This is a genomic window from Methylobacterium sp. PvR107 (assembly GCF_017833295.1).
Taxonomy (GTDB): domain Bacteria; phylum Pseudomonadota; class Alphaproteobacteria; order Rhizobiales; family Beijerinckiaceae; genus Methylobacterium.
This window is the reverse complement of record NZ_JAFIBW010000001.1, coordinates 5,500,004-5,525,153: the sequence shown is the minus strand read 5'-3', so window position 1 is coordinate 5,525,153 and position 25,150 is coordinate 5,500,004. Positions and strand designations below refer to the sequence as shown.

Here is a 25,150-nt window from a genome sequence, read left to right as displayed (position 1 = left end):
CCCTCCCTTACGCGACCGCGGCTTCGGACTGGTCGGCCGGATCGGCATCGCGGCGACGCGACTGGAGCGTCGACACCTTGATGCCGCGGCGGGCCGCCACGGAGCGTGGGCTGTCCTCGTTCTTGAGCGCCTCGAAGGTGGCGCGCACGAGGTTGTAGGGGTTCGAGGACCCCAGCGACTTGGCGACGACGTCCTGCATGCCGAGCGTCTCGAACACGGCGCGCATCGGGCCGCCGGCGATGATGCCGGTGCCCTGCGGGGCGGCGCGGAGGATCACCTTGCCGGCGCCGTGGCGGCCGTTGACGTCGTGGTGCAGGGTCCGGCCCTCGCGAAGCGAGACGCGGATCAGTCCGCGCTTGGCGGCCTCGGTCGCCTTGCGGATGGCCTCGGGCACCTCACGGGCCTTGCCGTGGCCGAAGCCGACGCGGCCCTTCTGGTCGCCGACGACGACGAGGGCCGCGAAGCCGAAGCGACGGCCACCCTTCACCACCTTGGCGACACGGTTGATGTGGACGAGCTTGTCCACGAACTCGCTGTCGCGCTCCTCGCGATCATCGCGGCGGCCGCGGCCCCCGCCTTCACGTTCACGTGCCATGTTTCTACCTGTTCATCTCACTGGCGCAGGCGGCGGGCCTGCTCGCTCGATTTCGTCTGCGGAAAGCGGCGCACCGCTCTCCTCCGCCGTTTCAGTCGTCATCCCGGGTCCGCGCAGCCGAGCCCGGGATCCAGAGCCGTTGGCGGTGCAGATCCTGCCGCGCCGAGGGTCTGGTTTCCGGACTCGCCTCCGGAGCTCCGGAACGACGGGGGTTCGGTGGAACCCGATCAGAACTCCAGGCCACCCTCGCGGGCGGCCTCGGCCACGGCAGCGACGCGGCCGTGATAGATGTAGCCGGAGCGGTCGAAGATCACCTTCGTGACGCCCGCGGCCTTGGCGCGCTCGGCGACGAGCTTGCCCACCGCCTTGGCGGCGGCGACGTCGGCGCCGGTCTTGAGTTCGCCCTTGAGCGCCTTGTCGATCGACGAGGCCGAGGCCAGCGTCTTGCCGGCGACGTCGTCAATGACCTGCACGTAGATCTGCTTCGACGAGCGGAACACCGAGAGCCGCGGACGACCATTGGCGGCCGCCCGCAGGGCGCGGCGGACGCGCGCCTTGCGGCGATCGAGGGCTTCGAGCTTGCGAGACATGATGCCCTCCTTACTTCTTCTTGCCTTCCTTGCGGAAGATGAACTCGCCCGCATACCTCACGCCCTTGCCCTTGTAGGGCTCGGGTCCGCGGTAATCGCGGATCTCGGCGGCGACCTGACCGACCTGCTGGCGGTTGATCCCGGAGATCGTGATCTCGGTGGGCTTCGGGGTTGCGATCGTGATCCCGGCCGGGATCGCGTACTCGATGTCGTGGCTGTAGCCGAGCGACAGCTTGAGGGCCTTGCCGGCCATCGCAGCGCGGTAACCGACGCCGGTGATCTCGAGCTTCTTCTCGAAGCCCTTCGACACGCCTTCGACGATGTTGGCGATCTGCGCCCGTGACGTGCCCCACAGGGAGCGCGCCGGCTTGGACTGGTTGACCGGCTCGACCGCGATCGCGCCGTCCTTCATCGCCACGTTGACGAGCGAGGGAACCACGAAGGACAGCTCGCCCTTCGAACCCTTCATCTTCACCGTCTGACCGGTGACCGTGGCGGTAACGCCAGCCGGCACGGGGACCGGCTTCTTGCCTACGCGAGACATGGGAAAACCTCCTTATGCCCCGATCAGAACACGGTGCAGAGCACTTCACCGCCGACGTTGCGCTCGCGCGCCTCGTGGTCGGCCATGACGCCCTGCGGGGTGGAGACGATGGTGACGCCGAGGCCGTCGGCCACGTGCGGCAGCTCGCCGACCGACGAGTAGACCCGGCGGCCCGGCTTCGAGACGCGCTTGATCTCTCGGATCACGGGGCGCCCGTCGTAGTACTTGAGCTCGATGGCGAACTCGGTGCGACCGTTGCCGAGGTCGGTCGCCGCGTAGTCGCGGATGTAGCCCTCGGACTTCAGCACGTCGAGGACGCTGGCGCGCAGTCGCGAGCCGGGCGTCTGGACGACGTTGCGACGGCGCAGCTGGCCGTTGCGGATGCGGGTGAGCATGTCGCCCACGGGATCGTTGACCATGGGGACCTCCTTACCAGCTCGACTTGACCAGGCCGGGGATCAGGCCCCGGTTGCCAAGCTCGCGCAGCGCCACGCGCGAGATTCCCATCTTGCGATAGAAGGCGCGCGGACGGCCGGTCATGCCGCAGCGATTGCGGATGCGGGTGGCCGACGAGTTGCGCGGCAGTTCCGCGAGCTTGAGGCGCGCCTCGAAGCGCTCCTCCATCTCGAGGCCATCGTTGTTGGCGATCTCGAGGAGCGCCTTCCGCTTGGCCGCGAAGCGCTTCACCAGCGCCTTGCGGGCCTCATTCTTCTCGACTGAGCTTTTCTTCGACATAAGGTCTATCTCCGGTGTCCGCGTCTGAAGCCCGAGGGCTTCACTGCCGGAACGGGAACTGGAAGGCGGCGAGCAGGGCCTTGGCCTCGGCATCGGTCTTCGCGGTGGTCGCCACGACGATGTCCATGCCCCAGGTCTGTTCGGCCTTGTCGTAGGAGATCTCCGGGAACACGAGGTGCTCCTTGAGACCCAGCGCGTAGTTGCCGCGGCCGTCGAACGAGCGCGGGTTCAGGCCGCGGAAGTCGCGCACGCGCGGCAACGCGATGGTGATCAGCCGGTCCATGAACTCGTACATGCGCTGCTTGCGCAGGGTCACCTTGCAGCCGATCGGCATGCCCTCGCGGACCTTGAAGGTCGCGATGGCCTTGCGGGCCTTGGTGATGACCGGCTTCTGGCCGGCGATCAGGGCGAGGTCGCCCGCCGCCACTGAGGCCTTCTTGGAGTCCGCGGTGGACTCGCCGACGCCCATGTTGATCACGATCTTGGTGATCTGGGGCACTTCCATCGGGTTCTTGTAGCCGAACTCCTCGATGAGCTTCTGGCGCACCACTTCCTCGTAGTGCTTGCGCAGGCGCGGGGAGTAGGCGTTCTTGTCGGCCTCAGCCATCGATCTGATCCCCCGTGGTCTTGGCGAACCGGACCTTGCGCCCGTCTTCGAGGATGCGGAAACCCACGCGGGTCGGCTTGCCGTTGGCGTCGGCGACCGCGATGTTCGAGAGCTGGATGGCGGCCTCCTTGGAGATGATGCCGCCTTCCTGGTTCTGGGTCTGCTTCTGGTGCTTCTTGACCAGGTTGATGCCGCGCACGAAGGCCCGGCCTTCCTTCGGCAGAACCTGGATGACCTCGCCCGACCGGCCCGAGTCGCGGCCGGTGAGCACGACGACCTTGTCGCCCTTCTTGATCTTGGCAGCCATCACAGCACCTCCGGAGCCAGGGAGATGATCTTCATGTGGTTGCGGGCGCGCAGCTCGCGCGGCACCGGTCCGAAGATGCGGGTGCCGATCGGCTCCTTCTGATTGTTGATCAGAACGGCCGCGTTCTTGTCGAAGCGGATGACCGAACCGTCGGCGCGCTTCACGTCCTTGGCGGTGCGGACGACGACCGCCTTCATGACGTCGCCCTTCTTGACGCGACCGCGCGGGATCGCCTCCTTGACGGAGACGACGATCACGTCGCCCACGCCGGCATACTTGCGCTTCGACCCGCCGAGAACCTTGATGCACATCACACGGCGTGCACCCGAGTTGTCGGCGACGTCCAGATTCGTCTGCATCTGGATCACGTGCGTGACTCCTTGTTTCAGGCGGGTTTCCGCACGCGGGCGGTATTGCCCGGCGGACGACGCCTGATGGGGACCAAAGTCCCCGGCTCATGTGTTCAACCGCGCTGGCGGTGTCTTGGGACACCGGCGCGGTCACCGCGTTCACAGGGTGCGAGCACCCATCGGGAATGTCGCGAAGGCCGGGCGGATACTACGGACGGCCGGCGATGGCAAGCGGAGCGGCGGGAATTCTCGGCGCCGCAGCTGCGCGCTGAACGCGCCAGGAGATCTGGTTTGGGACGGACCGGGACGATCGCGCCCACGCAAAACGACCGGCGCGCCGTTGCGCACGCCGGTCGAAGGCCCGCTCGGATAGGCCAGAATCAGGCCGGCTGGCCGGCGGTTTCGAACAGGAAGCCGTCGAGGCTCGGGATGGTGACGGCGCCGCCACAGGCGGGCTTCGACAGGCGCCAGGGGCGCTCTGCACGGGCGCGAATCGCCTCGGACGGGCGGAGCCGCCGCACGGTACCGTCTTCGGCCATCTCCTCGATCCCGAGGAACCCGTACACCTGCAGGCGCGAAGCCGTCAGCTTCATCGCGCGGTCCTCTGCCGCGATGATCAGGCTGCCGGTGGCGTAGACCGCGTCGAGTAGCGAACGCTGCTCGCTGCGACGGCGGTGGCGCGCCTCGCGCTCGCCGGGCACTTGGACGGGGACCGCCCGTCGGAACGGCACGACGTTGCTGACCGCGACGCAACCCATACGCAACATCCTCGACCCAAACCCACGGCGACCTTGCGGCCAACCGATGATCGCGACGTTTCGACGGTTCGCTTTAATCTTCCGTAGACCGTGACGGCGCCGTCCTGCCCCGATCCGGCACGCCGTGCCGCGACAGCTCGGCAGGATGTGCCGCGTCGCCCGCACGGTGAGTCACGCTGGAGCCGCGGAATTCGAGCGTCGTGCTAGCCAGGACGCCAGGGCGTCGAGGGAGGCGCACAGCCCGGCGTAGACAACCCCGACGAAGAGGAAGATCTCAGCCGGGTAGACCATGGCGCGGTTGTTCACCTGCGCGGCCACGAAGGACAGCTCGGGCACGCCGATCACGTAGGCGAGCGACGTGTCCTTGATCAGCGCGGTCCATTGATTGACGAAGGACGGCGCCATGGCGCGCACGGCCTGCGGCAGGACGATGACGCGCAAGACCTGCCAGCGGCCGAAGCCGAGCGCCAGGCCTGCCGCCCACTGGCCGCTTCCGATGCTCGCGATCCCGGCCGCCACCCCGTAGGCGAGATAGGCGCCGCCGACGAGCGAGAGCGCCGTCACGACGGTCCCGATCTCCGGAGCGAAGACGCCGAACAGGATCGGCAGCAGGAAGTAGCTCCAGAAGATCAGCATCACGATCGGAATCGCCCGGAAGAAGCCGAGACCGAGGACCAGTGCCCGCCGCGCCGCGCCCGCGCTCATCGCGAGCCCGATGCCGAACATCAGTCCGAGCACCGCCGAAGCGAGACCGGACAGGCTGGAGAGAATCAACGTCAACGTCAGCCCGCCGATCGGCCCGTCGGGCCAGGCCCCGACCAGCAGGTAGCCGAGATTGTCGGTGATGACCGCGCGGTTCATGTGCGCGAATCCGGCAGCGTCGGGCGGCAGACCAGGGCCTGCCCGACCGCCTCCACCAAGGCGACCGCGCCGAGATAGAGAAGCGTCGCGACTGCGAAGGCCTGGAAGGTCTTGAACGTCTCCGTCTCGACTTGCCGGGACGCGTAGGACAATTCCGCGAGGCCGATCGTCATGGTCAGCGACGTGTTCTTGATCGTGTTCAGGTACTGGCCGACGATCGGCAGCCACGCGACGCGGAGGGCCTGCGGCAGGACGATGTGGCGGAAGGACTGGACCGGCGTAAGTCCCAGAGCGAGGGCTGCCGTGCGCTGGCCCGGCCGTACACCGTTGATGCCGGCACGACCTTCCTCGGCGATATAGGCGCCCGCGTAGATGGTCAGTCCGGCGAAGCCCGCGAGCGTCTCGTAGGCGGGCCAGCGCAGGGCGACCGGTCCGAGGTCGAGGACGCGCGGGGTATTGAGCCAGACCGTCACGCCGCTCGGCAGCAGCGCCGCGACCGCGAAGTACCAGACGAAGAGCTGGACCAGCAGCGGCGTGTTGCGCACGAGGCCGACGAAGCCCGCCACGGCACGTCGCGCCATGGGGCCGCCCACCTCCCGCAGGCAGCACGCCGCAAGCCCCAATACCGTGCCGACGAGGCACACGGCTGCCGACAGGGCCAGGGTGACCCCGAAGCCCTGCAGCAGCCAGATGAGATAGCGCGGCGCCAGAAGGTCGCCGAACGGACCCACGGCGCCGATCCGCTCAGTCGTGCTCCCCGATCCGGAACAGGCGCGGCAGCGGCTGCTCGGTGTTCGGGCCGAACCAGCGGTCGTAGATCGCCGCTGCCTTGCCGCTCTTCTCCAGCTCCCGCAGAGTCTCGTTCACCAAATCCCGCAGCCGGGTTTCTCCCTTCGGGATGCCGACGCCGATATAGTCGTTGGATATGCTGAAGGGTGGGATCTCGTAGTTCTGCCGGTCCGGCACCTTCGCCAGCAGCCCGACGAGCTTAGGCCCGTCCTGGGTGATCGCCTGGACGTTGCCGTTGCGCAGGGCCGTGAAGGCGAAGGGCGTGTCGTCGAAGGCAACGACCGTGGCCTTCGGGAAGTCCCGGCGCAGCACGATCTCGTTGACGGTGCCCTTGTCGGCACCGATGCGCAGGCCGTTCAGCTGATCAGGCGACGACAGCGTGCCCTTCTTGGTCAGGAACTGCTGGCCCGAGGCGAAGTATGGGATGCTGAAGTCGAGCTGCTTGGCGCGCTCCTCCGTGACGGTGAAGTTCGCCAGCACGAGATCGACCCTGCCGGAGGTCAGAAGCGGGATGCGGTTGGCCGGATTGGTCGGGCGGGCCTCCAGCTTCACGCCGATCTTGTCGGCGATGGCCTGGGCGAAGTCGACGTCGAGCCCGGCGATCTGCTTGGTGGCCGGATCGACGTAGCCGAAGGGCGGGTTGCTGTCGAAGGACGCGACCCGAAGGAGTCCCGCTTTCCTGATATCGTCGAGGCGGTCGGCTTGAGCCGCGCCGATCGACAGGAGGGATGCGAGGGCGAAAGCGAAGAGGCGGCGCACACAAAACTCCCAGGGCCGGTTCGGCGTCGGGCGGGATTCACGCTCAAGGTTTGGGCGTGCCGCATCCCGCTCGGACGCACGGGGCGAAGAGGATCGATTGCAGGGAACGGTATGTGCGGGGATCCGCTGAAGGATTCCGCGCCGTGTCCCGGCGATCCACCGCATGGTTCTCCGAGAGGCCACCGGGAATCAACGGTCAAGCTTTTCATTCTTGCGGAGCGTAAGAGAACGGAATGCCATGCGGTCAAGCAGGGATGCTGTGGATCTTCTTCCCTCTCGGGAGTCGCGATTCATGAGAACTTTCCGACATCGCCCGCCGGATCGAACCGTCGGGTTTGCCGCGCCGGCGCCCGCCACGGATCCTGTGGGCCGAAACATGGTCTTCTCGCGCCTGGGCCACGCCTTGACCGAACCTTAACCTCCTGCGCGGCGCAGATTTCTGAGGCCGATGCATTGACCTGCGGGGCAACCGCGTCTAGAAGCGCGCCACTTCGGACGGCCATTGGCTGCCGACGGCCCTTGGGCTCAGCCCTGGAAGCCGCCGCCATCGCCCCGCGCGCTCCGAGGGTTCAAATCGCCTGACGCTCTAAGTCAGATCCGTAGGTACGAGCGCGTCCGTTGTCGGGCGTGCTCCTCTGCCCACACCGCGCCGAGGGGCTCTGACCAGCCCTCCGGCGCATATTCGTATTGCGGACTGCTCTTCGCGGTCCGGCCTAGGTGACCGAGGAAGAGGGCACAGGATGCCGACGATCAACCAGCTGATCGCCCAGCCGCGGAAGATCCAGCGGAGCCGCAACAAGGTTCCGGCGCTCGACGCTTGCCCGCAGAAGCGCGGCGTCTGCACCCGCGTCTACACGACGACCCCGAAGAAGCCGAACTCGGCGCTCCGCAAGGTCGCCAAGGTCCGTCTGACCAACGGCTTCGAGGTGATCGGCTACATCCCGGGTGAGGGCCACAACCTTCAGGAGCACTCCGTGGTCATGATCCGCGGCGGCCGCGTGAAGGATCTTCCGGGCGTGCGCTACCACATCCTGCGCGGCGTGCTCGATACGCAGGGCGTGAAGAACCGCAAGCAGCGCCGGTCGAAGTACGGCGCCAAGCGTCCGAAGTAAGTTTCGCTTCGGACGACGATTTCCACGGCCTCGTAAGGATGCCGCCGGCCCTCGGGCCCAGGTGGCCTGCGCGGGGCGCTTAAGACCATATTGTTCGAGAGCTGAACCCAATGTCCCGTCGTCACTCAGCCGAGAAGCGCGAGATCATCCCCGACCCGAAGTACGGGGACGTGGTGCTGACGAAGTTCATGAATTCGATCATGTACGAGGGCAAGAAGTCGACCGCCGAGCGGATCGTCTACGGCGCCTTCGACATCGTCGAGAACCGCGCCCGCGCCAACCCGATCGAGGTCTTCCGCGCCGCGCTCGACAACGTCGCCCCGATGATCGAGGTGCGCTCCCGCCGCGTCGGCGGCGCGACCTACCAGGTCCCGGTCGAGGTCCGCACCGAGCGGCGCCAGGCGCTGGCCATCCGCTGGCTGATCCAGGCTGCCCGCTCGCGCAACGACCGGACCATGATCGAGCGCCTGTCCGCCGAGCTGCTCGACGCCGCGAACAACCGCGGCAACGCCGTCAAGAAGCGGGAAGACACGCACCGGATGGCGGAAGCCAACCGCGCCTTCTCGCACTACCGCTGGTAAGCGGTTCCGCCGCCTCTCAGGAGCAATCCTATGCCCCGCACGCACGCGATCGAGGACTACCGCAACTTCGGCATCATGGCCCACATCGATGCCGGCAAGACCACGACCACGGAGCGGATCCTCTACTACACCGGAAAGTCCCACAAGATCGGCGAGGTCCATGAGGGCGCCGCCACCATGGACTGGATGGAGCAGGAGCAGGAGCGCGGCATCACGATCACGTCCGCCGCGACGACGTGCTTCTGGCGCGACAAGCGCCTGAACATCATCGACACGCCCGGCCACGTCGACTTCACCATCGAGGTGGAGCGTTCGCTGCGCGTGCTCGACGGCGCCGTGTGCGTGCTGGACGGCAACCAGGGCGTCGAGCCGCAGACCGAGACCGTGTGGCGTCAGGCCGACAAGTACGACGTGCCGCGCGTCGTATTCGTCAACAAGATGGACAAGATCGGCGCCGACTTCTTCAAGTGCGTCGCCGACATCATCGACCGTGTCGCCGGCAAGCCGGTCTGCCTCCAGCTCCCGATCGGGTCCGAGTCCAACTTCCAGGGCGTCATCGACCTCATCAAGATGAAGGCGATCGTCTGGTCGGGCGAGGCGCTCGGCGCGAACTTCGACGAGGTCGAGATTCCGGCCGACCTGAAGGACCAAGCGGTCGAGTACCGCACCAAGCTGGTCGAGGCCTGCGTCGAGCTCGACGACGAGGCGATGTCGGCCTACCTCGACGGCACCGAGCCGGATGAGGCGACCATGCGCACCCTGGTGCGCAAGGCCGTGCAGCTGCGTGCCTTCCATCCCGTTCTCTGCGGCTCGGCGTTCAAAAACAAGGGCGTGCAGCCGCTCCTCGACGCCGTCGTCGACTTCCTGCCCTCCCCGGCCGATCGCGGCGAGATCAAGGGCATCGACTTCAAGACCGAGGAAGAGACCGTCCGTCACCCGACGGATTCGGATCCCTTCTCCATGCTCGCCTTCAAGATCATGGACGATCCCCACGTCGGCACGATCACCTTCTGCCGCGTGTATTCGGGCAAGGTCGATTCGGGCGCCAACGTGCTCAACTCGTCGCGCGACAAGAAAGAGCGCGTCGGCCGCATGCTGCTGATGCACGCCAACAACCGTGAGGACATCAAGGAGGCCTTTGCCGGCGACATCGTCGCCCTGGCCGGCCTCAAGGATACCCGCACGGGCGACACCCTCTGCGACTCGCAGAAGGCCGTGATCCTCGAGAAGATGGAATTCCCCGAGCCCGTCATCGAGATCGCCGTCGAGCCGAAGTCGAAGGCCGATCAGGAGAAGCTCGGCATCGCGCTCGCGAAGCTCGCCGCCGAGGATCCGTCCTTCCGCGTCTCGACCGACCAGGAATCCGGTCAGACCATCCTCAAGGGGATGGGCGAGCTCCACCTGGACATCAAGGTCGACATCCTGCGCCGCACCTACAAGGTCGACGCGAATATCGGCCAGCCGCAGGTGGCCTACCGCGAGAAGCTGACCCGCCGTCAGGAGATCGACTACACGCATAAGAAGCAGACCGGCGGTACCGGTCAGTTCGCCCGCGTGAAGTTCGTGGTCGAGCCGAACGAGCCGGGTGCCGGCTTCGCCTTCGAGTCGAAGATCGTCGGCGGCGCGGTGCCGAAGGAATACATCCCGGGCGTCGAGAAAGGCCTCAACTCGGTCCTCGGTGCGGGCGTGCTCGCCGGCTTCCCGGTGGTGGATGTGAAGGTCGAGCTGATCGACGGCGCCTACCACGATGTCGATTCGTCGGCGCTGGCCTTCGAGATCGCCTCCCGCGCCGCCTTCCGCGAGGCGCTGCAGAAGGGCGGCTCGGTGCTGCTCGAACCGGTGATGAAGGTCGAGGTCGTCTCGCCGGAAGAATATACCGGCTCGGTCATCGGCGACCTGAACTCCCGCCGCGGCCAGATCCAGGGCCAGGACATGCGTGGCAACGCCAACGTCATCAATGCGATGGTGCCGCTGGCCAACATGTTCGGCTACGTGAACCAGCTGCGCTCCTTCTCGCAGGGCCGCGCCAACTTCACGATGCAGTTCGACCACTACGAAGAGGTGCCGCGCGGCGAGGCCGACAAGGTCATCGCCAAGTACGCCTAAGGCTCACGCCTAGGCACCTGTTCTCCCACAACGCGAATTCGAATTTTAGGAGGCTCTGATGGGCAAGGAAAAGTTCTCCCGCACCAAGCCGCACTGCAACATTGGCACGATTGGCCACGTTGACCACGGCAAGACGTCGCTGACGGCGGCGATCACGAAGGTTCTGGCCGAGACGGGCGGGGCGACGTTCACGGCCTACGACCAGATCGACAAGGCGCCGGAGGAGAAGGCGCGCGGGATCACGATCTCGACGGCGCACGTGGAATACGAGACGCAGAACCGTCACTACGCGCATGTCGACTGCCCCGGCCACGCCGATTACGTGAAGAACATGATCACGGGCGCGGCGCAGATGGACGGGGCGATCCTGGTGGTGTCGGCGGCCGACGGCCCGATGCCGCAGACCCGCGAGCACATCCTGCTGGCGCGTCAGGTCGGCGTCCCGGCGCTGGTGGTGTTCCTCAACAAGGTCGACATGGTCGACGACGAGGAACTGCTGGAGCTGGTCGAGCTGGAGGTGCGCGAGCTTCTCTCCAAGTACGACTTCCCCGGCGACGACATCCCGATCACCAAGGGCTCGGCGCTGATGGCGCTGGAGGACAAGGAGCCGAAGATCGGCAAGGAGGCTGTGCTGGCGCTGATGGCGACCGTGGACAGCTACATCCCGCAGCCGGAGCGTCCGATCGACCTGCCGTTCCTGATGCCGATCGAGGACGTGTTCTCGATCTCGGGCCGCGGCACGGTGGTGACGGGCCGGGTCGAGCGCGGGATCGTGAAGGTCGGCGAGACGGTCGAGATCGTCGGCATCCGCGACACGCAGACCACGACGGTGACGGGCGTCGAGATGTTCCGCAAGCTGCTCGACCAGGGTCAGGCGGGCGACAACGTCGGCGTGCTGCTGCGCGGCACGAAGCGCGAGGACGTGGAGCGGGGCCAGGTCGTGTGCAAGCCGGGTTCGGTGAAGCCGCACGCCAAGTTCAAGGCCGAGGCCTACATCCTGACGAAGGAAGAGGGCGGCCGCCACACGCCGTTCTTCACGAACTACCGGCCGCAATTCTACTTCCGCACGACGGACGTGACCGGGATCTGCACGCTGCCCGAGGGCACCGAGATGGTGATGCCGGGCGACAACGTGACCATGGACGTGGTGCTGATCGTGCCGGTGGCCATGGAAGAGAAGCTGCGCTTCGCCATCCGCGAGGGCGGCCGTACCGTCGGCGCCGGCGTCGTCGCCGCCATCAACGACTGAGCTCAAGCAAGCATCCTTAGCAGGGCGCGGCGGGGTCCAGGCCCCGCACACCCCGCCGTCCCTCTCAAGGTTCCAGGATCATGAACGGTCAGAACATCCGTATTCGCCTGAAGGCGTTCGATCACCGCATCCTCGATGCCTCGACCAAGGAGATCGTCTCCACGGCTCGTCGCACCGGCGCGACCATCCGGGGTCCGATCCCGCTCCCGACGCATATCGAGAAGTTCACCGTGAACCGCTCGCCGCACATCGACAAGAAGTCGCGCGAGCAGTTCGAGATGCGCACGCACAAGCGTGTGCTCGATATCGTCGATCCGACGCCGCAGACCGTGGACGCGCTGATGAAGCTCGACCTCGCCGCCGGCGTGGACGTGGAGATCAAGCTCTGAGTCCGCTGAGGACTTAGAGCTTACCGTTTCATCGCGCGAGGGAGAGAACCTATGCGCTCAGGCGTCATTGCACAGAAGGTCGGCATGACCCGCGTCTTCACGGACGCGGGGGAACATGTCCCCGTCACCGTGCTCAAGATCGATCAGTGCCAGGTGGTTGCCCACCGCACCGTCGAGAAGAACGGCTACGTCGCGCTGCAGGTCGGCGTCGGCAAGGCCAAGGTCAAGAACGTCTCGGCTGCCGAGCGGGGCCGCTTCGCGGTCGCCAAGGTTGAGCCGAAGAAGAAGCTCGCCGAGTTCCGCGTGTCCGAGGACGCGCTGATCCCGGTCGGCGCCGAGATCACCGCAGACCACTTCATCCCCGGCCAGTTCGTGGATGTGACCGGCACCACCACCGGTAAGGGCTTCGCGGGCGGTATCAAGCGCTGGAACTTCGGCGGCCTGCGCGCCACCCACGGCGTGTCGATCTCGCACCGTTCGATCGGTTCGACCGGCGGCCGTCAGGACCCGGGCAAGACCTTCAAGAATAAGAAGATGCCGGGCCATCTCGGTGTCGAGCGGGTCACCACCCAGAACCTGCGTGTCGTGCGCACCGATCCCGAGCGCGGCCTGATCCTGGTCGAGGGTGCGGTGCCGGGCGTCGCCGGCGGCTGGATCCAGATCCGCGACGCGGTGAAGCGCAAGCTCCCCGCCGATGTTCCGCTGCCGGGCAAGTTCCGTGAGAACGGCGCGTCCGCCTCGGCTCCCGAGGCCGCTGCGGCTGAGGAGACCGCGTGATGAAGCTCGATATCACAACCCTCGACGGCGCCGGTGCCGGCTCAGTCGAGCTGAACGAAGAGATCTTCGGTCTCGAGCCCCGCGCTGACTTGCTGCAGCGCATGGTCCGCTGGCAGCTCGCCAAGCGGCGCGCCGGCACCCACGCCGTGCAGAACCGCTCGGACGTGAACCGGACCCGCAAGAAGCTGTACAAGCAGAAGGGCACCGGTAACGCCCGTCACGGCGCGGCCTCGGCGCCGCAGTTCCGCGGCGGTGGCCGGGCCTTCGGTCCGGTCGTGCGCGACCACAGCCACGACCTGCCCAAGAAGGTCCGGGCGCTGGCCCTGCGCCACGCCCTGTCGGCCAAGGCCAAGGCCTCGACCCTGATCGTCGTGGACGACATCAAGATCGAGGATCACAAGACCAAGGGTCTCGTCGAGCGCTTCGGCAAGATGGGCCTCTCGAACGCGCTGATCATCGGCGGTGCCGAGGTCGACGTGAATTTCGGCCGGGCCGCCCGCGCCATCCCGCAGATCGACGTGCTGCCCGTGCAGGGCATCAACGTCTACGATATCCTGCGTCGCGACACGCTCGTCCTGACGAAGGCTGCCGTCGACGCGCTGGAGGAGCGTTTCAAATGAGTGCCGATCCGCGCCACTACGACATCGTTGTCTCTCCGGTTATTACCGAGAAGGCGACGAACCTGACCGAGCAGAACAAGGTTGTCTTCCGCGTCGCCCCCAAGGCGACCAAGCCTCAGATCAAGGAGGCGGTCGAGAAGCTGTTCGACGTGAAGGTCACGGCCGTGAACACCCTTGTCACCAAGGGAAAGAAGAAGATTTTCCGCGGCCTCCGCGGACAGCGCTCCGACGTGAAGAAGGCGATCGTGACCCTGGCCGAGGGCCACTCGATCGACGTCACGACCGGGCTCTGAGGACGGGTTTTAGGGATCCAAGCCGATGGCCTTGAAGACATTCAAACCGGTCACGCCGAGCCTGCGCCAGCTCGTGCTTGTCGACCGCCGTGAGCTCTACAAGGGCAAGCCGGTGAAGGCGCTGACGGAGGGCAAGTCGTCCTCCGGCGGCCGCAACAATCTCGGCCGCATCACCGTCCGCTTCCGCGGCGGTGGCCACAAGCGCGTGCTGCGCAATGTCGACTTCAAGCGTCGCGAGCAGCTCGGCGTCGCCGCCACGGTGGAGCGGATCGAGTACGATCCGAACCGCACGGCGTTCATCGCGCTGATCAACTTCCCCGACGGGAAGCAGAGCTACATCCTCGCTCCGCAGCGCCTGCAGCCGGGCGACAAGGTGGTGGCCGGCGAGAGCGTCGACATCAAGCCGGGCAATGCCGCACCGGTCGGCTCGATGCCGGTGGGCACGATCGTCCACAATGTCGAGCTGAAGATCGGCAAGGGCGGCGCAATCGCCCGCTCGGCCGGCAACTATGCGCAGATCGTGGGCCGCGACCAGGGCTACGTGACGCTGCGGTTGAACTCGGGCGAGCAGCGCTTGGTGCACGGCCAGTGCTTCGCCAGCGTCGGTGCGGTCTCGAACCCGGATCACATGAACATCTCGCTCGGCAAGGCCGGGCGCAACCGTTGGCTTGGCAAGCGCCCGCACAACCGTGGTGTGGCGATGAACCCGGTCGACCATCCGCACGGCGGCGGCGAGGGTCGCACCTCGGGCGGCCGCAACCCGGTCACGCCCTGGGGTGTGCCCACGAAGGGGAAGAAGACCCGGTCCAACAAGCGGACCGACGTGTTCATCCTGTCCAGCCGCCACAACCGCAAGAAGTAATCGCCATGGCACGCTCTCTCTGGAAGGGGCCGTTCGTCGACGGCTACCTCTTCAAGAAGGCCGAGGCGGCGCGGGGTTCCTCGCGCTCCGAGGTCATCAAGATCTGGAGCCGCCGCTCCACGATCCTCCCGCAGTTCGTCGGGCTCACCTTCGGTGTGCACAACGGGCAGAAGCACATCCCGGTCTACGTGTCCGAGGAAATGGTCGGTCACAAGTTCGGCGAGTTCTCGCCGACCCGCACCTTCCCGGGCCACGCGGCCGACAAGAAGGCGAAGAGGCGCTGAGATGGGCAAGCAAGCCACCCCCCGCGCGCTCCCCGAGAACGAGGCGAAGGCCGTCGCGCGCATGCTGCGCGTCAGCCCGCAGAAGCTCAACCTCGTGGCGCAGATGATCCGCGGCAAGAAGGTCGACACGGCCCTGGCCGAGCTCCAGTTCTCCCGCAAGCGGATCTCGACCGAGGTCAAGAAGTGCCTCGAGAGCGCCATTGCCAATGCCGAGAACAACCACGATCTGGATGTGGACGACCTCGTCGTCTCCCAGGCCTTCGTAGGCAAGGCGCTGGTTCTCAAGCGCTTCCACGCCCGCGCCCGCGGTCGCGGCGCGCGTATCCTGAAGCCCTTCTCGAACCTCACCATCGTGGTTCGCGAAGTCCGCCAAGCCGAAGCGGCTTGAGGAGGAACTGATGGGCCAGAAAGTCAACCCGATCGGTCTTCGGCTCGGCATCAACCGGACCTGGGATTCCCGCTGGTTCGCCACCAAGGGCGACTATGCGAAGCTCATGCACGAGGACGTCGCGATCCGCGCCGCCCTCATGAAGCAGCTCAAGCAGGCGGCGGTCTCCAAGATCGTCATCGAGCGTCCGCATCGGAAGTGCCGCGTCACGATCCACTCGGGCCGTCCGGGCGTGGTGATCGGCAAGAAGGGCGCGGACATCGAGAAGCTCCGCAAGCTCGTTGGCACCATGACCAAGGCCGACGTGACCATCAACATCGTCGAGGTGCGCAAGCCCGAGATCGACGCTACCCTGGTGGCCGACTCGATCGCGCAGCAGCTCGAGCGCCGCGTCGCGTTCCGGCGGGCCATGAAGCGGGCCGTCCAGTCGGCCATGCGTCTGGGAGCCGAGGGCATCCGGATCAACTGCTCGGGCCGCCTCGGCGGCGCTGAGATCGCCCGCCAGGAATGGTACCGCGAAGGCCGCGTTCCGCTCCACACGCTGCGCGCCGACGTCGATTACGGCACCGCGACGGCGTTCACGACCTACGGCACCTGCGGCATCAAGGTGTGGGTGTTCAAGGGCGAGATCCTTGAGCACGACCCGATGGCCCAGGACAAGAAGGCCCAGGAAGAGGGCGGCCGCTCCGGCGGACGCCGTGAGCGCGATGGCGAGGGCGGCCGCGAGCGCGGACGCCGCGAGCACGCGTAAGGTAGGAAGCCATGCTGCAACCGAAAAAGACCCGCTTCCGCAAGCAGTTCAAGGGCCGCATCCATGGTGCGGCCAAGGGCGGCTTCGAGCTGAACTTCGGCCAGTTCGGTCTGAAGGCGGTAGAGCCTGAGCGCGTTACCGCCCGCCAGATCGAGGCGGCCCGCCGCGCGATCACCCGCGAGATGAAGCGCCAGGGCCGTGTCTGGATCCGGGTGTTCCCGGACGTGCCGGTTTCCTCGAAGCCGACCGAGGTCCGCATGGGCTCCGGTAAGGGCGCCCCGGATTACTGGGCGGCTCGGGTCCATCCCGGACGGATCATGTTCGAGGTCGACGGCGTTGCCGAGGCCATCGCCAAGGAGGCGCTCCGCCTCGGCGCAGCGAAGCTCCCGATCCGTACGCGGGTCGTCCAGCGCATCGCCGACTGAACGGAGGATATCGTGAAGTCGACCCAACGAGTGTCTGATCTCAAGGCCCTGTCGCCGGATCAGTTGAATGACGAGCTGATCAACCTCAAGAAGGAGCAGTTCAACCTGCGCTTCCAGGGGGCTACCGGCCAGCTCGAGAACGTCGCCCGCGTCCGTGAGGTCCGCCGCGACATCGCCCGTGTCCGGACTCTGCAGCGTTCCAAGACGCTGCAGCAGGCCAAGGGCTGAGGCGGGTTTTAGGAGACAACCATGCCGAAGCGCATCCTGCAGGGCACCGTCGTCAGCGACAAAGGTGAGAAGACCATCGTGGTGAAGGTGGAGCGTCGCTTCACGCACCCGGTGATGAAGAAGACCGTGCGCCGGTCGAAGAACTACCATGCCCACGACGAGGCGAATGCCGCCAAGGTCGGGCAGACGGTGTTCATCGAGGAGTGCCGCCCGTTCTCGAAGACCAAGACCTGGAAGCTGGTCGAGGGCGACACGGCGGTGCAGGCGGAAGCCGGCGAAGCGGCCTGATTGGTTCTGCGGTCGGGGCTCGTGGGCCTCGGCGCGCCGTGGGCCGACGATTGGGTCACGTACGATTGGTGGGAGCCTCGCGGCAACGCGGGGCCTTCGCATTCTCGCGGCGTCGATGGTTCGAAGGCCGCGATGTACAGCGTGGGACGTCAGATCGCGCCGTTCGCAGCAATGGCCGCGCGCGAGCTTTCATCCTGTTCTGGATCGCGACAGAGGTCAGTCGCGGTATCGGATGGGGCCTCGCGGCACGGTGGTCGGTGATCCAACCCATTCCCCGCGGCCTGCGGTGAGCGTGAAGCGGGCCTCGAAGAAGGGTTCCAGGGAATCCTGGGCGTTCTGGAGGGCGTCTTCGAGACCTTCGTTGCGGGCCTGCGCCTCGGGACGCGGTGGAGGATTGGATGGCCGCTCCGAGACTCCCCAGTGTCGTGGATTGTAGACGCGACTGAGCGAGGCGCTGGAGCGGTGCGACCTCAGGGTTGGAGCCGCCAGAAGACAACCTTCATCTCACGGTCTGTTGCGATCTCGCCCTGAGCGATGTCGTCGAGACCAGCGAGGACGTCCTGCAGATCGTCGGCATTGATCTCGACGGTCGTGCTGGCTGATGAGATCGAGCATCGCCGAAGCGATATTGTCCCGCGGCATGCGGTGGACGGCTTCGGCAGCATTGTGTCCGGGAGATCAGCCGCCGGACGCGACGGCTCCGGAATGGCAGACGGCCCCGGAGAAGCTCCGGGGCCGCCAAGTCTTTCGTGTCGCCGAGCTCGCCGCAAGCCCGTACCGGCTTTGGTGGCGAGGCTTACGCCTCGCCCTCGTCGAGATCGTCCGCCGTCGGTGCGGCGTTCTCCAGGATCTTCTCGGCGACGAGCCCGGAATTCTGCCGGATCGACCCCTCGATCTCGGCGGCGATATTTGGGTTGTCGCGCAGGAACCCCTTCGAGTTCTCGCGGCCCTGGCCGAGACGCTGGCTGTTGTAGGAGAACCAGGCTCCGGACTTCTCGACAATGCCGGCTTTCACGCCGAGGTCGATCAGCTCACCCACCTTCGACACGCCCTCGCCGAACATGATGTCGAACTCGACCTGCTTGAACGGCGGCGCGACCTTGTTCTTCACCACCTTGACGCGGACCTGATTGCCGATCGCCTCGTCCCGGTCCTTCAGGGTCGAGATCCTTCGAATGTCGAGGCGGACCGAGGCGTAGAATTTCAGCGCGTTGCCGCCGGTGGTCGTCTCGGGGCTGCCGTACATCACGCCGATCTTCATCCGGATCTGGTTGATGAAGATGACCATGCAGTTCGAGCGCGAGATCGAGCCGGTCAGCTTGCGCAGGGCCTGGCTCATCAGGCGGGCCTGGAGGCCGGGCTGACTCTCGCCCATCTCGCCCTCGATCTCGGCCCGCGGGGTCAGCGCGGCGACCGAATCGACCACCAGCACGTCGATGGCGCCGGAGCGCACCAGCGTGTCGGTGATCTCCAGAGCCTGCTCGCCCGTGTCGGGCTGCGAGATCAGCAGGTCGTCGAGGTTGACGCCGAGCTTCCGGGCGTAAATTGGATCGAGAGCGTGCTCGGCATCCACGAAGGCGCAGACGCCGCCTTTCTTCTGGGCTTCTGCGATCGTATGGAGCGCCAGCGTCGTTTTGCCGGACGATTCGGGGCCGTAAATCTCGATCACGCGGCCGCGTGGCAGGCCGCCGACACCGAGGGCGATGTCGAGCCCCAGCGAACCGGTGGAGATGGTCTCGACCTCCTGCACCTTGTCGTTCTTGCCGAGCCGCATGATCGAGCCCTTGCCGAAGGCGCGCTCGATCTGCGCCAGGGCTGCGTCGATCGCCTTGGACTTGTCCTTGTCCTTCTCCGCGGGGGGCATGTCGACCACTTTCAATGCGGGCTGGGCCATCTGGCGGGCTCCTTATGAAGGGGTTGAGCGCCGTTCACAACGCGCGTCAACATCCGCAATATGTACCTGTTTTGTTCTCATCCGGCAAGTGCGCGACGGCGGCGTGGGTTGGATCGCTCCAGGCTTGAGGGGCCGAGACCTTGGTTTGTCCAAGCCGAGCGAAGGGTCCGGACCGCAAGCCCGACCGCTTGCGGCGTCCGATACGGTTTTCGTCTGAACCCTTCGCTCGGCGGGTCCGTCAATCATCACGAGCGCAGGGAAGTGACCGAGGGCAAAAGGCGACGAATCGGCCTGGCGCTCTCTGGATTGCATCGCTCCGCGCGCAAAGACCGCTGCCAGGTGGTGGGAAAGAATGTGCGCCGGCCAACCAGCGCGCCTCTCAACTCGCCATCGTCTTCTTCACGGTCTCGACCAGCTGCTTCAGGCTGAAGGGCTTGGGTAGGAAGTTGAAGGTCTCGCCCTCCGGCAGGTTCTTGCGGAACGCATCCTCGGCATAGCCGGAGACGAAGATCACCTTCAGGTCGGGCTGGTGCTTGCGCACCTCTCGCAACAGGGTCGGGCCGTCCATCTCGGGCATGACGACGTCGGAAACGACAAGATCGATCTCTTGAGCCCCCTCGCGGACGATCGCCAGGGCCTCGAGGCCCGATGCCGCCTCCAAGACCGTGTAGCCGCGCGCCGAGAGCGCCCGGCTGTTGACCGCCCGAACCGGATCCTCGTCCTCCACGAGGAGGATTGTTCCCTGCCCCGTATGGTCGGCCGCCGGCTTACGCGGCAACGGCGTGTCGAGCTTGGGCGAGGGCTTGGCCCCGGATTTGGCGTCGGTGCGCGCGGTCGCCTCAACGGCGGGGGTCGCTGCGCCGCCGGCCTGATCCTGCCCGGACGGCGACGGAAGAGCGGCCGCCTCGGTCCGCGGCAGGGCCGATGCGGAGGATACGAGCGGCGCGTCTTCGTGCTCGGCGACGGGCACGTGCCGCGGCAGGTAGATGCGGAAGGCGGTCCCCTCCCCCATGGTCGATTGCACGTCGATGGTGCCGCCGGACTGCTTGACGATGCCGAACACCGTCGAGAGGCCGAGGCCCGTACCCTTGCCGATCTCCTTGGTGGTGAAGAACGGTTCGAAAATCTTCTCCATCAGCTCGGGCGGGATGCCCTGACCGGTGTCGCGAACCTCGATGAGGATATGGTCGCCCGCGGGCGCGCCGCCGCGTCCGTCTTCCGCCGCCATAGGGCCCGGATCGGTCACGTTCTCGGTCCGGATCATCAGCTTGCCGCCGTCCGGCATGGCGTCGCGGGCATTGACCGCGAGATTGACGATCACCTGCTCGAACTGGTTGACGTCGGCCTTCACAGGCCAGATCTCGCGGCCGTGCTTCAGCTCCAGGGCGACGCGCTCGCCGAGCAGGCGCTTCAGCAGCAGGGTCAGCTCGGAGAGCGCCTCCCCGACATTCATCACCTCGGGCCGAAGGGTCTGGCGGCGGGAGAACGCCAGGAGCTGGCGGACGAGGCCCGCCGCCCGGTTGGCGTTCTGCTTGATCTGCATGATGTCCTGGAAGGCGGGGTCGGTCGGCCTGTGGCTGGCCAGCAGCAGGTCCGAATAGCCGATGATCGCCTGCAGCACGTTGTTGAAGTCGTGCGCGATCCCGCCCGCGAGCTGGCCCACCGCGTTCATCTTCTGCGCCTGCGCGACCTGCTGCTCCAGCTGCCGCTGCGCCGTGGTGTCGAGGGCGTAGAGAATGACGCGCTCGGCCTCATCGGTCTGCTGACCCGGATCGCCGCCATCGGCCGGGCTGAGCCACACCCGCGCCGAGCGGCCGCCCGGGCCGTTCAACTGGACCTCGATGGGCTCGGGGTCGGTCAGGCCGCGCGCCGCGCGGGCGAGGCCGGCCTCCAGCGCGGTGCGGTCGGTGACCGAATCGGCAACGTTGGGCTCGGCCCGGGACGTGCCCTCCCCGCCGATCGCGCCGTCCTCGATCTGGCGCGGCACGGTGCCGAACAGCCGGGTGAAGGAGGCATTGGCCCGTGCGATCCGGCCGGTCCGGTCGAGGGTCGCGATGGCGATGGGCGAGTTGTTGAGGAAGCGGGCGAGGCGCACCTCGGCGGCGCGCTGCGGCTCGTCGGTCTCAGCACCGGCGGAGCGGTTGATCACGAAGGTGCGCGAGGAGCCCGGCTTGCCGTCCTTCCCGAAGGCGACCCGATGATAAAGCCGCACCGGCAGGGTGTGGCCGTTGCGGCGGCGCAGGTCGAGGTCGAACCGGTCGGTGCGCACCTCGCCCGGCAGCCCGGCGGTGCGAACCAGGACGTCCGCCTCCGGGGCGATCTCGGTGAGGTGCGGGCCCCCGGGGCCGACGGTCGCGAGGTCGTAGCCGAGCCAGGCCGCGAGGGTCGCGTTCATGTAGACGATGGCGCCAGCCGGATCGATCGACAGGAAGCCCGCCGGGGCATGGTCGAGGTAGTCGATCGCGTGCTGGAGTTCCTGGAAGACGTTCTCCTGGCGCTCGCGCTCGGCGGTGATGTCGGCGACCGTCCAGAGCGAGGCGGCGCGGCGCGGACGCAGGAGCGGCCGGACCGAGACCCGGTACCAGCCGAAGCTGCGCTCCCCGGCGAGCGGCCCCAGAGGCGGCGACATCCGCACTTCCTCGGTATGGGCGCGGGCGTCGCGCGAGGCCTGCGACAGGCGATAGACCGCCTCGGAGACCTCCGGCGAGCCGACCAGGATACGCTCCACCGGTACGAGGTTCGAGAAGGTCTCGCCGCCGGCGATCCGCAGATAGGCTTCGTTGGCGTAGATCAGCCGGCCGCTATCCTCGACGACCAGCGCGCCGTCGGGCGAGGCGTCGACAATCCCCTTGGTGATGTCGTCCCGGGCGGCGCTGCCGCTGAGCTGGAGCGCGCCGATCGCCAGGGCGAACAGGAAGAAGACGCCCGCCATGGCCAGAAGCGCCAGCAGCCACACGATCAGCGACTGGGCCTGCTCGTTCGCCACGAACGACAGGCCGATGGCGGCCCCGACCAGCAGGCCCGCGAGGACCAGCAGCAGCCCGACCCGGCCCGGCTGCTCCGAGCGGTCGATCGAACCCGGCCCCAGCGGGGCGGGACCCTGGGCGCCGGAGGTCGGCAGTCCCGAATTCTGCGGGCCGACGGCGGGCGCCGGAGGTCCAGTGACGTCGGCCATCGGCTTCATTCCAGAACGATCCCCCGGTTAGGCCTGCCGGCCATATCAGGGCAAGGGCAGCGCGGCACCACTGTCGTCGCGCCAAGCCTCGGCGCAGCCTCGCGAAAAAAGGTGGACGAAGCGTGGCTTTCCCGGCCGGTCGTCCGGCCTCCGCTGCGGCCGGGGCCTATGCAGCCCTCCGGCGCAGGCGCAGGACGAAGCCGATCACCTCGGCCACCGCCCGGTAATGCTCGGCGGGAATTTCGCGGTCGATCTCCACGGTGGCGTGGAGCGCCCGGGCGAGCGGGGGGTTCTCGATCACCGCGACGCCGTGCTCGGCCGCCACCGTGCGGATCCGCAGAGCCAGCGCGTCGACGCCCTTGGCGACGCAGATCGGCGCGGCCATGCCGGCCTCGTAGCGCAGGGCCACCGCGTAGTGGGTCGGGTTGGTCACCACCACGGTGGCGGTCGGCACGGCGGCCATCATCCGCTTCTTCACCCGCGCCATGCGCAGCTGCTTCATGCGGCCCTTGATCTCCGGGTTGCCGTCCGACTCCTTCATCTCCTGCTTTAGCTCTTCCTTCGACATGCGGTGGCGCTTGCGCCAGCGGAACCGCGCGTAGAGCGCGTCGCCCAGCGTGATCGCGAGGTGCATGCACAGCATGCCGGCGAGCAGCCGCAGGCTCAGGGACAGGATCGCCGGCAGGGATGCGGCGGGGTCAAGCTGAACGAACACCTCGAGCCGGTCGCGGTCGTTCCACAGCAGCACGCCGCCGACCACGCCCACGATCGTGATCTTGGCCAGGCCCTTGCCGAACTGGAACCAAGCTTCGACGCCGAGCAGGCGCTTCAGGCCTGCCATCGGCGAGAGCCGCTCGAATTTCGGCATCAGTGTTTCGGTACTGAACACCAGCGGGTGCTGGAGCAGGCCGGCGGCGAGGCCCGCGATCAAGGCGAGGCCCACCGGCACGGCCACCGCCTGGAGCCACAGCCAGAGCCCCCGCGTCGCGGCCGCCTGCATTGCGGTGGCGTCGTCCGGGAGGGTGTGGGCGTTCGCCAGATAGGCCCTGAGCCCATAGAGGAGGTTCTGCGCGATGCTCGGGGCCGCGACCATCAGGGCGAGGGTGAAGGCGGCCAGCAACGCGAAGGTGTTGATCTCGGTGCTGCTCGCGACGTCGCCGCGCTCGATGGCCTGATCGAGGCGCCGCTGGGACGGCTCCTCGGTCTTGTCCTCGTCCTCCGCGCCCTCGGCCATCGAAAATCGACCTCAGCGCGTGCGGAAGCGGAGCGGGGCGGCCACGGTCACCGGCCGACATACGCGGCGAGATACCGGCCGATATCGTCCAGAAAGACCCCCATCATGACGCCGAGGGCGCCCATCAGGATGACCATCCCCGCCAGCACCGAGGCCGGAACCGCCAGGAAGAACACCTGCAATTGCGGCATCAGCCGCGACAGCACGCCGAGCCCGAGATTGAACAGGAGGCCGAAGGCGATGAACGGCCCGGAGATCTGGACCGCCAACGTGAAGCCGCGGGCGAGCGCCCGGGTCGCCAGCATCAGCGCGTCCGAGAAGGCCGGCACGCCGTCGGGCGGCAGCACGACGTAGCTGCGGGCCAAGCCCTCGATGGCGAGATGGTGCAGGTCGGCGGCGAAGATCAGCGTGATGCCGAGCAGCGACAGGAAGTTGCCGATCGCCACCTGCTGGCCGCCTTGGCTCGGATCCACCGTCATCGCGTAGGACAGGCCGAGCTGCGCCGAGATGATCACCCCGGCGGTTTGCAGGGCGGCGAGCACCATCCGCACGGTGAGGCCGAGCACCAGCCCGATGATCGTCTCCCCGAACAGCAGCCCGATCAGCCGGGGCCCGGCCAGACCGTCCGTGCCGCCGAGCAGCGGGCGCACGGACGGGAACAACACCAGTGTCGTGAGCAGCGCGAAGGCCAGACGCAGCCGCGGCGACACCGTCTGCTCGCCGATCCCGGGCATCAGCATGATCAGGGTGCCGACACGCGCGAAGGTGATCAGAAAGGCCGACGCGATCCCGGGCACGAGCAGGTTCATCGCCGCCCCTATGGCACGCGAATCTGGACCCTGTCGCGGCGGGATCGTGCATCAGCCGCCCGCCGCGATCCGGGCGGCGATGCGGACCATGTAGCCGGCCATGGCGTCACCGATGAAGGGCAGCATCAAGAGCAGCGCGGCGAAGACCGCCACGATCTTGGGCACGTAGATCAGGGTCTGCTCTTGGACCTGGGTCAGGGCCTGGACCAGCGAGACGGCGAGCCCCACGGCGAGGGAGACGAGCATCAGCGGTCCGGCGATCTTCAGGAAGACGAAGATGCCGTCGCGGGCGATGTCGAGAATGGCGAGGCCGGTCATTGGGGGGCCGTTGGTACCAGGATTGCGAAGCGGGACGGGCGGCGCGGTTCCCGCGCGAGACGCGGCGGATGCGCGCCGGCGAGCGGTTTGGACGAACCGGTCGCCGGGACGGGGAACGGCTTCGCGTCAAATCTGCATCCGCATGATTTCCTCGTAGGCCGAGATCATCCGGTCCCGCACCGCGACCATGGTCTGGAGCGCGGTCTCGCTCTCGGCGACGGCTGTGACCACGTCGACCACATTGGCCTTGCCGGACGCGGCCGAGACGGCCTGCGCGTCGGCCCGCCGCCCGGCATCGCCGACGTTGTCCAGCGTCTGCCCGAGAAGCTGCATGAAATCGCCGCCGGCCCCTGCCGCCGGCTGCACCCGGGGGGCGGGGCGACCGGAGGCCATCCCCTGGACGGCCGCATAGGCGCCCGCCGCGAAGTTGCTCGAAGCCATGGCCAGTATCCTTGCTGTGCGTCCCTACGCG

The 25,150-nt window shown here is 67.2% G+C and carries 33 protein-coding genes; 15 read left to right on the top strand and 18 right to left on the bottom strand.

The window, feature by feature from the left end; all coding sequences use genetic code 11:
* Window positions 1–7 precede the first annotated feature (7 nt).
* From rpsE to JOE48_RS26095, 12 genes are all read right to left on the bottom strand, one after another.
* On the bottom strand, window positions 8–595 hold the full coding sequence (rpsE, locus tag JOE48_RS26150) for a 30S ribosomal protein S5 (RefSeq protein WP_043355033.1): 588 nt from the start codon (window positions 593–595) through the stop codon (window positions 8–10).
* 227 nt (window positions 596–822) lie between these two features.
* The gene (gene rplR / locus JOE48_RS26145; RefSeq protein WP_020096279.1) at window positions 823–1,185 is read right to left on the bottom strand and encodes a 50S ribosomal protein L18; all 363 of its coding nucleotides are present in this window, start codon (window positions 1,183–1,185) and stop codon (window positions 823–825) included.
* Window positions 1,186–1,195: 10 nt separating this feature from the next.
* Window positions 1,196–1,729: a 50S ribosomal protein L6 gene (gene rplF / locus JOE48_RS26140; protein WP_149314231.1), complete on the bottom strand. Its 534-nt coding sequence runs from the start codon at window positions 1,727–1,729 to the stop codon at window positions 1,196–1,198.
* A 23-nt stretch (window positions 1,730–1,752) separates the two neighbouring features.
* Window positions 1,753–2,148 (bottom strand): 30S ribosomal protein S8, encoded by a 396-nt coding sequence (gene rpsH / locus JOE48_RS26135; RefSeq protein ID WP_010686178.1) that lies wholly within the window; start codon window positions 2,146–2,148, stop codon window positions 1,753–1,755.
* A gap of 10 nt (window positions 2,149–2,158) precedes the next feature.
* The gene (gene rpsN / locus JOE48_RS26130) at window positions 2,159–2,464 is read right to left on the bottom strand and encodes a 30S ribosomal protein S14 (protein ID WP_210034104.1); all 306 of its coding nucleotides are present in this window, start codon (window positions 2,462–2,464) and stop codon (window positions 2,159–2,161) included.
* A 40-nt stretch (window positions 2,465–2,504) separates the two neighbouring features.
* Window positions 2,505–3,071, bottom strand: coding sequence for a 50S ribosomal protein L5 (gene rplE, locus JOE48_RS26125; protein WP_210034101.1), 567 nt, complete (start codon window positions 3,069–3,071; stop codon window positions 2,505–2,507).
* Window positions 3,064–3,378, bottom strand: a complete 315-nt coding sequence (gene rplX, locus JOE48_RS26120; protein ID WP_012319178.1) for a 50S ribosomal protein L24 — start codon at window positions 3,376–3,378, stop codon at window positions 3,064–3,066. Before rplX ends, rplE begins: the two co-directional genes overlap by 8 nt.
* Window positions 3,378–3,746: a 50S ribosomal protein L14 gene (rplN, locus tag JOE48_RS26115; protein ID WP_010686182.1), complete on the bottom strand. Its 369-nt coding sequence runs from the start codon at window positions 3,744–3,746 to the stop codon at window positions 3,378–3,380. Before rplN ends, rplX begins: the two co-directional genes overlap by 1 nt.
* A 362-nt stretch (window positions 3,747–4,108) precedes the next feature.
* Entirely contained in the window at window positions 4,109–4,486 is a 378-nt protein-coding gene (locus JOE48_RS26110) for a hypothetical protein (protein WP_210034100.1), read from the bottom strand.
* 171 nt (window positions 4,487–4,657) lie between these two features.
* Window positions 4,658–5,347: an amino acid ABC transporter permease gene (locus tag JOE48_RS26105; protein ID WP_210034099.1), complete on the bottom strand. Its 690-nt coding sequence runs from the start codon at window positions 5,345–5,347 to the stop codon at window positions 4,658–4,660.
* Window positions 5,344–6,078 carry an amino acid ABC transporter permease gene (locus JOE48_RS26100; protein WP_210034097.1) on the bottom strand — a complete coding sequence of 245 codons (735 nt, stop codon included), beginning with the start codon at window positions 6,076–6,078 and terminating at the stop codon, window positions 5,344–5,346. The genes JOE48_RS26105 and JOE48_RS26100 overlap by 4 nt, the downstream gene beginning before the upstream one ends.
* Window positions 6,079–6,091: 13 nt before the next feature.
* A complete protein-coding gene (locus JOE48_RS26095) occupies window positions 6,092–6,895 on the bottom strand; it encodes an ABC transporter substrate-binding protein (protein ID WP_210034095.1) in 804 nt (267 codons plus the stop codon).
* 740 nt (window positions 6,896–7,635) lie between these two features.
* Between JOE48_RS26095 and rpsL the strand changes: the two genes are divergently transcribed.
* The 15 genes from rpsL to rpsQ all read left to right on the top strand — a co-directional run bounded on the left by rpsL (window position 7,636) and on the right by rpsQ (window position 17,248).
* Window positions 7,636–8,007, top strand: coding sequence for a 30S ribosomal protein S12 (gene rpsL, locus JOE48_RS26090; RefSeq protein ID WP_007557568.1), 372 nt, complete (start codon window positions 7,636–7,638; stop codon window positions 8,005–8,007).
* A gap of 110 nt (window positions 8,008–8,117) precedes the next feature.
* The gene (gene rpsG, locus JOE48_RS26085; protein WP_007557567.1) at window positions 8,118–8,588 is read left to right on the top strand and encodes a 30S ribosomal protein S7; all 471 of its coding nucleotides are present in this window, start codon (window positions 8,118–8,120) and stop codon (window positions 8,586–8,588) included.
* A gap of 30 nt (window positions 8,589–8,618) precedes the next feature.
* Entirely contained in the window at window positions 8,619–10,694 is a 2,076-nt protein-coding gene (gene fusA, locus JOE48_RS26080) for an elongation factor G (protein WP_210034093.1), read from the top strand.
* A 58-nt stretch (window positions 10,695–10,752) separates the two neighbouring features.
* Entirely contained in the window at window positions 10,753–11,943 is a 1,191-nt protein-coding gene (tuf, locus tag JOE48_RS26075; protein ID WP_210030226.1) for an elongation factor Tu, read from the top strand.
* Between the two features lie 80 nt (window positions 11,944–12,023).
* The gene (gene rpsJ, locus JOE48_RS26070; RefSeq protein ID WP_043351245.1) at window positions 12,024–12,332 is read left to right on the top strand and encodes a 30S ribosomal protein S10; all 309 of its coding nucleotides are present in this window, start codon (window positions 12,024–12,026) and stop codon (window positions 12,330–12,332) included.
* A gap of 51 nt (window positions 12,333–12,383) precedes the next feature.
* A complete protein-coding gene (gene rplC / locus JOE48_RS26065) occupies window positions 12,384–13,109 on the top strand; it encodes a 50S ribosomal protein L3 (protein ID WP_210034090.1) in 726 nt (241 codons plus the stop codon).
* Window positions 13,109–13,729: a 50S ribosomal protein L4 gene (gene rplD / locus JOE48_RS26060; protein WP_210034088.1), complete on the top strand. Its 621-nt coding sequence runs from the start codon at window positions 13,109–13,111 to the stop codon at window positions 13,727–13,729. Before rplC ends, rplD begins: the two co-directional genes overlap by 1 nt.
* Entirely contained in the window at window positions 13,726–14,022 is a 297-nt protein-coding gene (locus JOE48_RS26055) for a 50S ribosomal protein L23 (RefSeq protein WP_020094257.1), read from the top strand. The genes rplD and JOE48_RS26055 overlap by 4 nt, the downstream gene beginning before the upstream one ends.
* Before the next feature lie 25 nt (window positions 14,023–14,047).
* Window positions 14,048–14,884, top strand: coding sequence for a 50S ribosomal protein L2 (gene rplB, locus JOE48_RS26050; protein ID WP_020094256.1), 837 nt, complete (start codon window positions 14,048–14,050; stop codon window positions 14,882–14,884).
* Window positions 14,885–14,889: 5 nt separating this feature from the next.
* Complete coding sequence (rpsS, locus tag JOE48_RS26045; protein ID WP_192708807.1) at window positions 14,890–15,168, top strand: 30S ribosomal protein S19; 279 nt, start codon at window positions 14,890–14,892, stop codon at window positions 15,166–15,168.
* Between the two features lies 1 nt (window position 15,169).
* The gene (gene rplV, locus JOE48_RS26040) at window positions 15,170–15,556 is read left to right on the top strand and encodes a 50S ribosomal protein L22 (RefSeq protein WP_012319191.1); all 387 of its coding nucleotides are present in this window, start codon (window positions 15,170–15,172) and stop codon (window positions 15,554–15,556) included.
* Between the two features lie 10 nt (window positions 15,557–15,566).
* Window positions 15,567–16,307 (top strand): 30S ribosomal protein S3, encoded by a 741-nt coding sequence (rpsC, locus tag JOE48_RS26035; RefSeq protein ID WP_210034081.1) that lies wholly within the window; start codon window positions 15,567–15,569, stop codon window positions 16,305–16,307.
* An 11-nt stretch (window positions 16,308–16,318) separates the two neighbouring features.
* Window positions 16,319–16,732 carry a 50S ribosomal protein L16 gene (gene rplP, locus JOE48_RS26030; protein ID WP_091719330.1) on the top strand — a complete coding sequence of 138 codons (414 nt, stop codon included), beginning with the start codon at window positions 16,319–16,321 and terminating at the stop codon, window positions 16,730–16,732.
* Window positions 16,733–16,744: 12 nt separating this feature from the next.
* Window positions 16,745–16,960, top strand: a complete 216-nt coding sequence (gene rpmC, locus JOE48_RS26025; protein WP_091719333.1) for a 50S ribosomal protein L29 — start codon at window positions 16,745–16,747, stop codon at window positions 16,958–16,960.
* Window positions 16,961–16,981: 21 nt separating this feature from the next.
* Complete coding sequence (gene rpsQ / locus JOE48_RS26020; RefSeq protein ID WP_210034080.1) at window positions 16,982–17,248, top strand: 30S ribosomal protein S17; 267 nt, start codon at window positions 16,982–16,984, stop codon at window positions 17,246–17,248.
* A gap of 796 nt (window positions 17,249–18,044) precedes the next feature.
* Here rpsQ and recA read toward each other — a convergent pair.
* The 6 genes from recA to fliE all read right to left on the bottom strand — a co-directional run bounded on the left by recA (window position 18,045) and on the right by fliE (window position 25,119).
* Window positions 18,045–19,112: a recombinase RecA gene (gene recA / locus JOE48_RS26015; RefSeq protein ID WP_409518647.1), complete on the bottom strand. Its 1,068-nt coding sequence runs from the start codon at window positions 19,110–19,112 to the stop codon at window positions 18,045–18,047.
* A 409-nt stretch (window positions 19,113–19,521) separates the two neighbouring features.
* A complete protein-coding gene (locus tag JOE48_RS26010) occupies window positions 19,522–22,317 on the bottom strand; it encodes a PAS domain-containing sensor histidine kinase (RefSeq protein WP_245252963.1) in 2,796 nt (931 codons plus the stop codon).
* A 166-nt stretch (window positions 22,318–22,483) separates the two neighbouring features.
* Window positions 22,484–23,551: a flagellar biosynthesis protein FlhB gene (flhB, locus tag JOE48_RS26005; RefSeq protein ID WP_210034071.1), complete on the bottom strand. Its 1,068-nt coding sequence runs from the start codon at window positions 23,549–23,551 to the stop codon at window positions 22,484–22,486.
* Between the two features lie 47 nt (window positions 23,552–23,598).
* Entirely contained in the window at window positions 23,599–24,360 is a 762-nt protein-coding gene (fliR, locus tag JOE48_RS26000) for a flagellar biosynthetic protein FliR (protein WP_210034069.1), read from the bottom strand.
* Between the two features lie 51 nt (window positions 24,361–24,411).
* Complete coding sequence (gene fliQ, locus JOE48_RS25995) at window positions 24,412–24,678, bottom strand: flagellar biosynthesis protein FliQ (protein WP_192708813.1); 267 nt, start codon at window positions 24,676–24,678, stop codon at window positions 24,412–24,414.
* Between the two features lie 126 nt (window positions 24,679–24,804).
* A complete protein-coding gene (gene fliE, locus JOE48_RS25990; RefSeq protein WP_210034067.1) occupies window positions 24,805–25,119 on the bottom strand; it encodes a flagellar hook-basal body complex protein FliE in 315 nt (104 codons plus the stop codon).
* Window positions 25,120–25,150: the final 31 nt, after the last annotated feature.